The sequence below is a fragment of the Brachymonas moutaii (nom. illeg.) genome (genome assembly GCF_049977365.1).
GTDB lineage: Bacteria > Pseudomonadota > Gammaproteobacteria > Burkholderiales > Burkholderiaceae_C > Brachymonas.
On sequence record NZ_JBNGEN010000001.1, the window covers coordinates 42,853 to 54,995 of the forward strand.

Consider the following 12,143-nt stretch of genomic DNA (forward strand, 5'->3'; position numbering starts at 1 on the left):
CGGAGCAGCATGTAAAACCCCTATTGTGTACTCGATTGGCCCCGTTCCTGCGGTGCCTTCACACACGGTTGCCGCTTGCTTGGCGCGAAGGTGCCGGCTCGCTTCTAGCCACCGCGGCTCACCTCGCCCACGAGCTGCTGCCAGAAGGTGGGCAGCAGGTCGTAGAGGGGGGTGGGTTCGCGCTGCCAGATCTGTACACCGTCCGGCACGATGGCGCTGGAGGGGACCACGCCCGGATCGACCTGCGCGAGCTGCTGCATCCACAGAATGTCGACGCCGCCCTGCGGGGCAGGACGCGCGTAGATGAGCTGCAGCATGCGCTGTGCCGCCACGCTGCCCCGGGATGCCGCCTTGGCGTAGAGGCGCAGGGCCTCGCTGTAGTTCGGCGTGCGGCCGATGCCCCGGTGCAAGGCACGTGCCTTTTGGTAGAGCGCATCGGCCGAGGCATGGGCTTCGCCCGAGGTGGACGTGGGGCGGCTGACGGTGCTGTCGCGGGCCGATGGCCTGCGGGTCAGGCGCTCCAGGTTGGCGCGGGCAGCCGGCGAGCCCGGCGCCGCACGGCGGAAGTAGCCCTCGGCCACGGCGTCCTGTCCGTGCAGGGCGGCATCGATGCCGAGCGCATTGAGTGCATGGACTTCGCCTCCCTGTGCCGCAGCAAGCAGCAGGGGAGAGCGCCCGGGGGCGAGCTGCTGCGAGGGCTGGTTCCGGGCGCGGCGTCCTTCCACCAGCCAGGCCAGAAAGGCGGCCCGTGCCGGCGCGGATGGGCGCAGCGCCGCAATGGCTGCGTCTGCCGCCTCCAGATCCGGCGGACCGCTGCAGCCGTCCATGGCACACCAGGCCAGCCCGGCCTGGGCCAGAGGAAATCCCCCGGCAGCGGCCTGCATGAACCACTGCTGGGCCTGCATGCGGTTCTGTGGAACCCCGGCCCCATGCAGATGGATCAGCCCCAGGGTCCAGGCCGCCTGGGCGGCGGAGCGGGATTCCGTTGCCGAACGGGCGGCTCCGTGCAGGGTGGCTGCGCGGTCGGCCTGCTGCATGAGGACGGACAGCCGCTGGGCGATGTCCTGATCGGAGGGGGCGGCGGCAGGCTGTGGCAGGGGGCTGGCATGAATCAGCCGAATGGGGGGCTCTGTGGCGGCATCGGCGTGTGTCGCGGGTTGCGTCCAGCCGGGATGCGTTGCCATGCTCGTCAGGAGGCACAGGGTCAGTCCCAGTCCCAGCCCGTGGCGTGGTCGAAGCCCCGTCGACGGAAGAACAGTGCGCTGACTGCCCCCGGAGAGGGGGAGAGCCATACGGCGGCAGAAGGCGAGGGCGTGCATGGTCGTGCGCTCCAGGCGGGAGAGGTGGCGCAGGGCAGCGTGTCAGCGTTTCGGGGCGGGGGCGGCAGGCACCACGTTCCAGTGCAGTGTCTGGGCGGTATAGCCGTTCTTGCCGAAGGCGGAGGCAAACTGGGTCTCGACCCCCTGCACACCCTGCACTCCCTGTACCAGGGTCAGGGGCGGAACCCGGAACGCCGCCGGCAGCCGCTCCATGGCCTCATCCGGGGTGGCCAGGCAGATCACCGATTCGGTACCCGGCGTGCCGGTATCGAGCACAAAGGGCGGGTTGGGCGACATCCAGTCCGGGATGCGGATCGTGGTGTTGGCCGAGACAGAGGACGAGGGGTTCGACTGGTTCGGCAGCAGCCGGATCACGTTGCCCTGCGGGCTGGAATGGAAGCAGTACAGATGGGCACTGCGCGAGACACGGGTCGAGAGAAAGAGCTGGGTGCCGGAGGGGAAGGTCGTCTTGTCCGGGACGGGGTTCTCGATCTGCAGCGAAATCTGCAGCGTGCGCGGCGCATCTTGCCGGGGTGGGGTGGGGGCTGCCAGCGCGTTCCAGCCGATGCGTTCGATGGAGCCGTCGGCGGCCATGCCCACGAAGTTGCGCAGGGCGCGGTCATAGGTGGTGTAGTCGATCTCGCCGGTCACCACCAGCCCGCGATCGGCCTGGAACTTGCCGATGGCCTCGCGCAGCACCGGGCTGTTGGCCGGCAGGATGGCCGAACCGGTGGGCAGATAGCCCTGCCGCATGAGCGAATGCTGCACCATGGTCTGGCGGTAGGAGGGGCTGCCCTCGTCATACCACATGCGCAGCTGGTGCTGAAACTCGGGGTGCGTCTGCTCCAGCGTCAGGCACTGCCAGTACGGCACGCGCGCCCACTTGCCGGTGAGCTCGATCATGGCCAGCTCCACGAGCGTGCGGATGGCACTGCCCGTACCCTGGCTGTAATCGCGCCCGACGTTGAATTTCCACCCCGTCTTGCCGATGGCGCCGGCCAGATCCAGTCCCTGTCCACCGCTGCCGATGGCCACTTCGTTGGCCGAGTCCATCCCGGGAATCAGCGTGCGTGACTTGAAGTCCCCCAGATGCAGCTCCAGGCCGATGATGTTGGCATTGCGGGTGCGGCTGATGCCGGTTTCCAGACGGCTTGCCGACGTGCCGGCGTCGATGTGGTTGCTGAGCACGCCCTGATCCACGAAGGCCACGGCCCCCGACACATACAGCGCGGGGCGCTGCAGCTGCATCTGGCCGTTGTTGAGCAGGATGGTGGTGAGGTTCTGCACCGTGTCCTGCTGGGCGATGTTGACCTCGTAGTCCACGTAGCGGAAGGCATTGCTGATGCGCGACATCTGCGACAGGGAGGTCTGGATCATCTCCTTGGTGGCCACCGGCACCTTGCCGGAATAGTCCGGAATGGTCTTGCTCGAAATGAGCGTGGGCGGCACATGGGCTTCCTGGAACAGGCGGTCCATGCACATGAGCGAATCCGAGAAGCTGGAGATGGAGCGCACCGGCCGCACCACCGGGCGGGCCGCCACGTTGGCATAGGACTGGTAGCCGGCATCCACGGCCGGATTCATTGGGGCACAGGCGCCAAGCACGGCACCCGACGCCAGCAGGCTGCCCAGGCGCAGCGTGGACCAGGGAGACAGGGGGAGCCGCGCAGCAGCTCCAGGGGGCAGGAGGGCGTTTTCCATGATGACTCTCTTCGCGTGCGCGCACGCTTCAGGCCGGAATGGTCGGAAAAGGGGGCCCTCCGTTCGCCTGGCCACCAGGCATGCAGGCGGACAGGGCTCCGGGGGGAAAGAGGAAACAAGAAAGAGGGAAGAGGCGGCACTTCCCCTGCAGGCTGCCTTATCGGCAGACGTTCACCAGGTCGCCTCTAAGCACCACGATCTGCTGGTTGCTGCCGAGCCGGCTGAAGGGAGTGCTGCTGCTGGAGGTGCTGTTGCCCACTTCCTGCAGGCAGGACTTCTGCACCCCTTCGCCTGCCGTGCTGGTGATCACGTTGGCGTCGGTGAACATGGAGCCGTCATTGGCCGTGGCTGAATAGGCCTTGGCTTCGTAGCGGGACACCTTGGCCTTGAGCCAGTCGGGAATGTCGGTCTTGTTCTGAATGTCGGTGGATTTGGCGGTGCCACCGCTCGGCAGCGACAGATACTGCACCGGCCGGTTGAGATAGATGGTGTCCTCGCCCGGAGCCGCCATCGCCTGCATGGAGAGCCCCGCCAGGAGGCATCCCCCGGCCAGATACAGCGACACAGTAGGAGTGGGATGCATGATGTGCTCCTCGATCTGCAAAGAGTCAGGACAAGAGGCGCCCATATGTCTGGACGGGACACAGGGGCGCCCTTGAGCTCACGTCAGCCGACCACGGTCAGTTGCAGCTCGTGCACCCGTTGTTGGTGGCCAGGTTCTGGACCGCCTTGGAGTACGAGCCCGACGAGAAGTTGCCCACGAAGGAATTCGCCAGCGCGGTCAGCTGCAGCGAGGGGCCGTTGATGTCCACATGGCCCACATTGGTGGAGAGGTTCTGGGCCGCCGTGCTGTAGCCGCCGGTGGAGGAGTTGAACACGGCGGAGTTCCGCATGGCGGTCAGCTGCATCTGGGGTGCATTGACCGTCACGTTGCCGGCATTGGTCGACAGGTTCTGGGTCGCCAGCGAATAGCCGCCCGAGGACTTGTTGAGGATGCCGGACTGCACCGCAGCCACCGCCTGCACCGAAGGCGCATGGATGGCGATGTAGGGCGTGGGGGTGGAAGGAGCGGGGGGCGTGCCGCCGCCGGAATGGCCGGACCCGCTGGCGAAGGCTGCAGTGGCAGAAACTGCGACGGCGATGAGAGCAAGCTTTTTCATGATGAACCTCCATTGGGGGGTGAACTCAAGCGAAAAGGGTGATGGCTCATTCCAGACACCCGACATCTGCAGAACTCGGTAGAAAAGTGAGATTTCGCAGAAGTCGAGGCCAGTGTCAGGCCGATGACCAGCTCCCCCAATCGCCGGCAAGGGGTAACGGAAAGAGGGGATCCATGGGCGATCAGACGGGAAAAAACGTACGGGTTTCAAGGACTTGCACCGAATTTGTGCAATACTGAAAAGGTTAGTAACGTAATGTGACGAATTAAACAGTGTGAAAAAATAATGACCTGAGTTGGTGAAAAATTCCCCGAAACGTCATTTTTTGTTTAAATCAGTCACATGTTGGAACATTTACTCAGATTCCCGCACTGCAGCAATATTTATTGATACTTTCATATCCATATTGGGTACACCTTTTTGGGTATGTCGGCCCTGACCGGAGACGACCATGATTCCTCCCCGTCCTTCTTCCGTCCTGCAGCAGGACATGGATGCCCGACAGCATGCGGACATCACGGGCACTTCTTCGGGCGTCATCGCCATGGACACACCCGCATGGCCGCACTTTCTGGCTGGCCAGCCGGGGCAGCCCGTGCGGGTGCTTCTGGTCGATGACGATGCCCAGATGCGGCGGGTAGTGACCAACGAGCTCATGGCAGACATGCGCGTGCAGCTCGTGGCCACCGGCACCAGCCAGAAGGAGGGGCGCAAGCTCATCGCACACCATGAATTCGAGGTGCTGCTGGTCGACCTGAATCTTGGCGATGGCGACGGCTTTGCCCTTATCGAATGCTGCAAGCAGCATCGTCCGATGGCGGAGGTGGTCGTGGTGTCCGCCATGGAGGACGAAGACCTTGCGCTCAAGGCCTTTGCCTGCGGGGCCACGGGCTATCTGGTCAAGAATTCGTGGTTCGGCACCTATGCGCAGGCCGTGCTGCAGGTGGTCAACGGAGGAGCCTCCATCACCCCCAATCTCGCGCGGCGGCTTCTGCGCCGGTTCGACAGCACGCCCACCTCGCCTTTCTGGCGCATTGCGTCTCCCGGCGCGGCCTCGGGCGGTTCCGCGCCGGAAGCAGAACACCTCACCCAGCGCGAGAAGGACGTGCTGCGGCTCGTGGCCTCGGGCTACACCAGCATGGAAGCAGCCGGCAAGCTCATGATCAGCGTCGAGACCGTCAACGCCCACATCAAGAACATCTACCGCAAGCTCCAGGTGCGCACCCGGGCCCAGGCCGTCAACAAGGCCACTACCCACGGGTGGCTGTAGCAGGGGGCGGCGGCAGCGAACCAGTGCAAGCCATGGCAGGTGCACCAGATGGGAGCAGTGCGGTTGCAGCAGACAGAAAATGGCAGGGGAATGCAAAACTGAGTGGTTACCCTGTAGACGGGTGAAATGAATGGTGCTAATACCCAAAAGGACGATGGCCGGGCGGTGTTCGTCTGGCATCAAAGCGCAGGAGAAGGCGCACCTTTGGGGTGTCGTGGCGGTGCGGTGCAGACCCGGCGCCTCAGGCTGTTGTATGGCCTTCAGTGCGAGGGTGGGGGAGGGAGATCATGCTGCTGATTCAATCGCATGACTGGATGGCGTGGGTGGGAGCGTTTGTGCTGTCGGTCTATGGCGGCTCGGCCACGGTGTTCTGGCGCCGCAGCCGCAGGCGCCTGGATGTGCTGTTCGCCCTGTCCATGATGGCGCTGGCCGTGTTTCTGGCGTGGACCCCGCTGCGCCAGACGGCGGTAGACACCTCCGCTGCCTCGATCCAGGTGCAGCTGTGGTACCAGCTCACCCTGCTGGCTGCGCTCCTCTTTTTTCTGGAGGTGGTCAACCAGCTGCACATGCTGACCGTATGGGTCAGCTTCATCCAGTGGCTGGGAGGTTCGCTCATCATCGTGCTGCGCGCCGCCATGTGGCCCGATGGCGCGCTGTTCGACAGCCTGCAGGTCTGGCAATGGTGGAACGCCCTTTTCTGTGGAGGATACTGCGTGGCACTCGCCACCCTCGGACTGCGCGGAGACCATCCCCAGGGTGCGGCTCTGCTCATTCTGTCGCTCGCAGGGTTCGGTCTGTTCATGGTGGACATGCACCATTCGATCGAGCTCGTGCCCATGGTGACGGCCTTCCATTTCTTCTACGCCTGTGCCATGGGGGTGCTGTGGCTCGTGGCGAGCGGGCGCCTGCGTGCCCTGCGCAGGCAGGAGCTCAGGCTGCGCGAATCTGTGCTGCACGAAGAGCGCCAGCGCATCTCCCGCGAACTGCATGACGGGGTCGGGTCGCAGCTGGTGCATCTGCTCGCAGGGCTCGATCGCCGCGATGTCCACCAGCAGGAGCTCGCCCTGGCGCTCGAACAGTGCCTGCTCGACCTCAAGCTGATGGTCGACGAGGTGGGCGACCGGGGCGGTACCGCGACGCTCGTCGATCTGCTGGCGTCGCTGCGCTACCGCGTGCAGCCGGTGCTCTCGCGTCTGGGGGTGCTGCTGCAGTGGGAGGTCGATCTGGCCCCCCAGCTCGATGACGTTCGGGGCGAGCGAGCGCGCCAGGTGCTGCGCATCGTGCAGGAGGGGCTGGCCAATGCCATTCGGCACGCGGGGGCGCAGCGCATGGGGCTGTCCTGCCGGTATGACGCCCTTGCCGACAGGGTGACGCTCGAGCTCTGGGACAACGGCCGTGGCCTGGAGGCATCGTCATCGTCGTCCGCTGCCTCGGGGGGCAAGGGCATGGCCAGCATGCGGCACCGTGCGCAGGGGATCGGCGCCAGGCTCGACGTGAGCGCGGATGCGGTGTCCGGTACGGCAGGCGGGACGCGGCTGCGCCTCGAACTGCCCCGCGTGCAGGCGGATGCGAGTCAGCCGCCGACGCCGGTGCCTGCCGCTGGAGCCCCCACGGCTGCCCCCACGGTCGGAAACCTGCCGGATCGCAGCCGCACGGACCCGTGAGGGCAGAGCCGGCATCAGGTGCCGCTGGCAGTGCAGGGGAGGGACTGGGATAATCGGGCGTTTTGTCCCTTTCCGTTCCGCATACATGTCCACCCATCAGGAGGCGCAGCCCGCGCCTTCCCAGACCGTTTCTCTCCACTTTCCCGAAAATCTGCCGGTGTCCTCCCGTCGCGAGGAGATCATGCAGGCCATGCGCGCCCATCAGGTGGTGATCGTGTGTGGCGAGACGGGGTCCGGCAAGACCACCCAGCTGCCCAAGATTGCCCTGGCGCTGGGCCGTGGGGCCATGCATGCGGCCCCGGGGCAGCGTCCCCGGCTGATCGGCCATACCCAGCCACGGCGCATTGCCGCGAGCTCGGTGGCCAAGCGCATTGCCCAGGAGCTCGACACCCCCCTTGGCGAGGTGGTTGGCTACAAGGTGCGTTTTGCCGATCGCCTGCAGAAGGGCGCCTCGGTCAAGCTGATGACCGACGGCATCCTGCTGGCCGAGACGCAGAGCGATCCGCTCCTCAAGGCCTACGACACCCTCATCATCGACGAGGCGCACGAACGCAGCCTCAACATCGACTTCCTGCTGGGCTACCTCCGGCAGATTCTGCCGCGCCGCCCCGATCTGCGCATTGTGGTCACTTCCGCCACCATCGATGCGGAGCGGTTTGCCCAGCACTTTGCCTCTGCCCAGGGGCCGGCCCCCGTCATCATGGTCTCGGGGCGGCTGTATCCGGTGGAAGTGCGCTACCGCCCCTTTGAGGAGGGCCGCGACACCCACCTCTACACCGCCATCGCCGATGCCGTGGACGAGCTCTGGCGCAATCCGCAGGCGGGGGGCGACATCCTGGTCTTCCTGCCAGGTGAACGTGAAATCCGCGAAGCGGCCGATCACCTCCGGGCCCATTTCGGGGCCGAGGCCGCCCGCCGGCAGGTGGAAGTGCTGCCGCTGTTTGCACGCCTCAGCCAGGCAGAGCAGGACCGCGTCTTCGAGCCGCACGGGGGGCGCCGCATCGTGCTGGCGACCAACGTGGCCGAAACCTCGCTCACGGTGCCGGGCATTCACTATGTCATCGACAGCGGCACAGCCCGCGTCAAGCGCTACAGCTACCGCAGCAAGGTCGAGCAGCTGCAGGTCGAACCCATCAGCCAGGCAGCAGCCAACCAGCGCGCTGGCCGTTGCGGGCGCGTGGCCCACGGGGTATGCATTCGGCTCTATGACGAGAAGGACTTCGCCGCACGGCCCCGCTTCACCGACCCCGAGATCCTGCGCAGCTCCCTGGCTGGCGTGATCCTGCGCATGAAGTCCCTGCATCTCGGGGACATCGACGCCTTTCCCTTTCTGGAGGCACCCCGTCCCAAGGCCATTTCGGATGGCTACCAGCTGCTGGCCGAACTCGGTGCCGTCGACGACGCCCTCGCCCTCACGCCTGTCGGACAGGCGCTGGCCCGCCTGCCGCTCGATCCGCGCATCGGCCGCATCCTGCTCGAAGCCCAGCAGCGCGGAGCCCTGCAGGAAGCGCTCGTCATTGCCTCCGCACTCAGCGTCCAGGACGTGCGAGACCGTCCCCTGGACGCCCAGGCGCAGGCCGACCAGCAGCAGGCGCGCTTCGAGGACGATCGAAGCGAATTCTCCAGTTACCTCAAGCTGTGGCAGTGGCTGCATGAGGTGCGGGGCGGCAACCCCTCCCTGCCTTCGGCCCGCCAGCAGGAAGCCGCTGCCCGACGTCCCACCTCCCATGCCGTCCTGCCGGTCGGACAGCGCAGTGTGCAGGCGGCTGCACCCGCCGTGGAGCCGGCCGCAGTCTCCCATCCCGCCGCTGCGCCTGCGACCCACCGTCTCAGCAACCGGCAGTACGAGAGCGTGCTGCGTCAGCATTTCATCAACGTGCGGCGGGTGCGTGAGTGGCGAGACATCCACAGCCAGCTGCTGACCGTGGCCGGTGAGCAGAAGTGGACGCTCAATGCCACCCCGGCGAGCTATGTCCAGATCCACCAGTCCATGCTCGCCGGGCTGCTGGGCAACGTGGGATGCCGCATCGAGGAAGATGGCAAGCATGCCCACGGCGAATACCTCGGAGCCCGGGGCATCAAGTTCTTCCGCCATCCCGGTGCGCATCTGCGCAAGAAGCCCGGGCGCTGGATCGTCTGTGCCGAGCTCGTCGAGACCACCCGGCTGTTCGGCCGCGGCATGGCCAGCATCGAGCCGCAGTGGATCGAGGAAGTGGGCGCCCATCTGATGCGCCGCCAGCTGCTGGATCCGCATTGGGAGAAGAAGGCGGCCCGGGTGGTGGCACTGGAGCGCGCCACCCTCTATGGCATCGTGGTCTACAACAACCGCAAGGTCGACTACGACAAGGTCGATCCCGTGGCAGCGCGGGAAATCTTCATCCGGCAGGCCCTGGTGGGCGACGACTGGGACAGCCCGCTGCCCTTTGTGGCCGCCAACCGCAAGATGATCCGGCAGGTCGAGGAAATGGAACACAAGTCGCGCCGGCAGGACCTGCTGGTCGACGACGAACTCATCTACGCCTTCTACGAGGCCCAGATTCCCGCACACGTCACCAACGCCCACCAGCTCGAAAAATGGTATCGCGCCGCCAGCCGTGGCCAGCCAGGGCTGCTGCGCATCAGCCGCGAGGAACTCATGCGGCACGAGGCTGCCGGCATCACCACCGACCTGTTTCCCCGCACCATCCGGCTGGGCGGAGTCGATTGCCGGGCCAGCTACCTGCACAAGCCGGGCGACTCCCGCGACGGCGTCACGGCCGACATCCCGCTCTTTGCCCTCAACCAGGTGGACGAAGAGCGCTGCGAATGGCTCGTGCCCGGCATGCTCAAGGACAAGATCCAGGCCCTGCTCAAGAGCCTGCCGCAGCGTCCGCGCAGCCGTTTTGTGCCATTGCCCGAGAGCGCCCAGCGTCTGGCCACCCAGCTGCAGGACGAGGCTCCCGGATTCGCCCATGGAAGCCTGGTCGAGGCCCTGCTGCAGGCCGTGCGTGCCCATTCGGGACTGGACGTGAAGCGCACGGACTTCAAGCTCGACATGCTGCCCCCGCATTTGTTCATGAATCTGCGCGTCACCGACGAGCATGGACGCCAGCTGGGCATGGGGCGCAATCTGGGGGCACTCAAGGCGGAACTCGGTTCCCAGGCCCGGGGTGCATTCCAGGCGCTCGCCGTGCTCAGAACGCGACCCGATGCCGGAGCGGAAGGGGCCGAAGCCCCGGAATCTCCTGCTGCCATACCCTCTTCGCGTGGACACACGCCGGCCACCCAGACCGGCAGCTCGGACACCGGTTCCGGAGGCGCTGCAGCCCCGCATGCGCCCGATGCCCTGCGCATCGACGAGGACCAGCGCTACACCGCCTGGGACTTCGGCGAACTCCCCGAAATCATGGAAATCCGTCGGGGACGGCAGACCCTCATCGGCTACCCGGCGCTGGTCGATCAGCAGACTGCGGTGAGCCTGTCGGTATTCGATGAACCCGAGGTGGCCGAGGCCCGCCACCGTGCCGGACTGCGCCGCCTGTTTGCGCTGCACATCCGCGACGCGCTCAAGTATCTCGAAAAGAATCTGCCCGATTTCCAGCGCATGGCCGCAGCCTACATGCCGCTGGGTACGGCAGAGGAGCTTCGCCAGCAGATCCTGCAGGTGGCCATGGACCGGGCCTTCCTGATCGAGCCCCTGCCGCATGATGCCGACAGCTTCCGCCAGCGGCTTGAGGAAGGGCGCACCCGTCTCACCCTCATCGCGCAGGAAGTCGCCCGCCAGGCCGGCAGCGTCCTCGCCGAGTTTGCTGCCGCCAGCCGCAAGATCAAGGACACCCGCATCCAGCCCGAGGCCGTGGCCGATTGCGCCCAGCAGCTCCAGCGCCTGTGCGGTTCGCGCTTTCTGGCCGACACCCCCTGGGCCCAGCTGCACCATATGCCGCGCTATCTCAAGGCCATCGTCATGCGGCTCGACAAGCTGCGGGCCGACCCCGCCCGCGATGCTGCCCGCATGGCCGAGCACCGTCCGCTGGAGCAGCGCTACTGGCGGCTCGTGGCCGAACGCAAGGGCAAGGTCGATGCGCGCATGCAGGAATTCCGCTGGATGCTCGAAGAACTGCGTGTGAGCTTCTATGCGCAGGAGCTGCGCACCCCCCAGCCGGTGAGCGTCAAGCGCCTCGAAAAAACCTGGCAGCAGCTCATCCACTGACCCGGAGGCCCTGTCTGCGGGTCAGTGGCGCCAATACATCAAAAAAACATAGATTCACTTCACCTGAATCAAGAAAACCCCCACCCTGACAGAAAACTGTAATTCAACCGTCTATAGTTTTAACCGACATCAAACGCCCCGGGCGGGACGTGATGTCATGGTGGTATACGCACTGCCTTTTCATTTCTGTTCAGCGGGGCCACCGGCGTCTCTGCCGCTGGTCTCATCTCCAAGAGGACATCATGCCATTCCAACGTTCCCTGCTCATCCTTTCCCTGGCTGCTGCTGCAGCCCTGACCGCCTGCGGCAAGAAGGATGACGCCCAGGCTGCCGCCAGCGCCGCAGCATCCGCTGCCGACGTGGCTGCTTCCGCTGCCAGCGCAGCTGCTTCTGCCGCCACGGCCACTGCTTCTGCTGCAGCCGCTACGGCCGCCAGCGCTGCGTCCGTCGCAGCCGACGTCAAGGACACCGCCAAGAAGGTGGCAGGCGATGCCAAGGGCGGCAAGATCGACGCCGCTGCAGGCGAAGCCCTGTACAAGTCCACCTGCTCCGTCTGCCACGCTGCCGGTGTGGCCGGTGCGCCCAAGTTCGGCGACAAGGCCGACTGGGGCCCCCGCATCGCCCAGGGCGATGCCGTGCTGTTCAAGCACGCTCTGGAAGGATTCCAGGGTCAGAAGGGCGTGATGCCTCCCAAGGGCGGCTCCACCGCTTCCGACGACGAAGTGAAGTCCGCTGTCAAGTACATGACCTCCCAGATCAAGTAAGGTCTGTGCAGCTCCCGGCGGGCCCTGCCTCGGTGCAGGCATCCCGCTGGCAGGGCAGCATCCCACCGCAAGGCTC

At 65.8% G+C, this 12,143-nt stretch carries 8 protein-coding genes; 4 read left to right on the top strand and 4 right to left on the bottom strand.

What is annotated here, in order from left to right; genetic code table 11:
• Positions 1-104: 104 nt before the first annotated feature.
• The 4 genes from ACP2WS_RS00205 to ACP2WS_RS00220 form a co-directional block, all read right to left on the bottom strand.
• Positions 105-1,184, bottom strand: coding sequence for a tetratricopeptide repeat protein (locus tag ACP2WS_RS00205; protein ID WP_426458930.1), 1,080 nt, complete (start codon positions 1,182-1,184; stop codon positions 105-107).
• Between the two features lie 177 nt (positions 1,185-1,361).
• Positions 1,362-3,020 carry a DUF4384 domain-containing protein gene (locus ACP2WS_RS00210; RefSeq protein WP_374493662.1) on the bottom strand — a complete coding sequence of 553 codons (1,659 nt, stop codon included), beginning with the start codon at positions 3,018-3,020 and terminating at the stop codon, positions 1,362-1,364.
• A gap of 157 nt (positions 3,021-3,177) precedes the next feature.
• Complete coding sequence (locus ACP2WS_RS00215; protein ID WP_374493664.1) at positions 3,178-3,603, bottom strand: hypothetical protein; 426 nt, start codon at positions 3,601-3,603, stop codon at positions 3,178-3,180.
• A 97-nt stretch (positions 3,604-3,700) separates the two neighbouring features.
• Positions 3,701-4,180: a hypothetical protein gene (locus ACP2WS_RS00220; RefSeq protein ID WP_426458931.1), complete on the bottom strand. Its 480-nt coding sequence runs from the start codon at positions 4,178-4,180 to the stop codon at positions 3,701-3,703.
• Between the two features lie 544 nt (positions 4,181-4,724).
• On the opposite strand from ACP2WS_RS00220, the gene ACP2WS_RS00225 reads away from it, so the two are divergent.
• From ACP2WS_RS00225 to ACP2WS_RS00240, 4 genes are all read left to right on the top strand, one after another.
• The gene (locus ACP2WS_RS00225; RefSeq protein WP_374492769.1) at positions 4,725-5,450 is read left to right on the top strand and encodes a response regulator transcription factor; all 726 of its coding nucleotides are present in this window, start codon (positions 4,725-4,727) and stop codon (positions 5,448-5,450) included.
• A 287-nt stretch (positions 5,451-5,737) separates the two neighbouring features.
• Positions 5,738-7,114 carry a sensor histidine kinase gene (locus ACP2WS_RS00230; RefSeq protein ID WP_426458932.1) on the top strand — a complete coding sequence of 459 codons (1,377 nt, stop codon included), beginning with the start codon at positions 5,738-5,740 and terminating at the stop codon, positions 7,112-7,114.
• An 85-nt stretch (positions 7,115-7,199) separates the two neighbouring features.
• Positions 7,200-11,303: an ATP-dependent RNA helicase HrpA gene (gene hrpA, locus ACP2WS_RS00235; RefSeq protein WP_426458933.1), complete on the top strand. Its 4,104-nt coding sequence runs from the start codon at positions 7,200-7,202 to the stop codon at positions 11,301-11,303.
• Between the two features lie 242 nt (positions 11,304-11,545).
• The gene (locus ACP2WS_RS00240; RefSeq protein ID WP_426458935.1) at positions 11,546-12,067 is read left to right on the top strand and encodes a c-type cytochrome; all 522 of its coding nucleotides are present in this window, start codon (positions 11,546-11,548) and stop codon (positions 12,065-12,067) included.
• Positions 12,068-12,143 lie beyond the last annotated feature (76 nt).

What these genes read in the sequence shown, in the direction of transcription:
- ACP2WS_RS00240 (WP_426458935.1), top strand. Translation starts at nt 11,546, where the DNA reads ATGCCATTCCAACGTTCCCTGCTCATCCTTTCCCTGGCTGCTGCTGCA.
- ACP2WS_RS00215 (WP_374493664.1), bottom strand. Translation starts at nt 3,603, where the DNA reads ATGCATCCCACTCCTACTGTGTCGCTGTATCTGGCCGGGGGATGCCTC.
- ACP2WS_RS00205 (WP_426458930.1), bottom strand. Translation starts at nt 1,184, where the DNA reads ATGGCAACGCATCCCGGCTGGACGCAACCCGCGACACACGCCGATGCC.
- ACP2WS_RS00225 (WP_374492769.1), top strand. Translation starts at nt 4,725, where the DNA reads ATGGACACACCCGCATGGCCGCACTTTCTGGCTGGCCAGCCGGGGCAG.
- hrpA (WP_426458933.1), top strand. Translation starts at nt 7,200, where the DNA reads ATGTCCACCCATCAGGAGGCGCAGCCCGCGCCTTCCCAGACCGTTTCT.
- ACP2WS_RS00210 (WP_374493662.1), bottom strand. Translation starts at nt 3,020, where the DNA reads ATGGAAAACGCCCTCCTGCCCCCTGGAGCTGCTGCGCGGCTCCCCCTG.
- ACP2WS_RS00220 (WP_426458931.1), bottom strand. Translation starts at nt 4,180, where the DNA reads ATGAAAAAGCTTGCTCTCATCGCCGTCGCAGTTTCTGCCACTGCAGCC.
- ACP2WS_RS00230 (WP_426458932.1), top strand. Translation starts at nt 5,738, where the DNA reads ATGCTGCTGATTCAATCGCATGACTGGATGGCGTGGGTGGGAGCGTTT.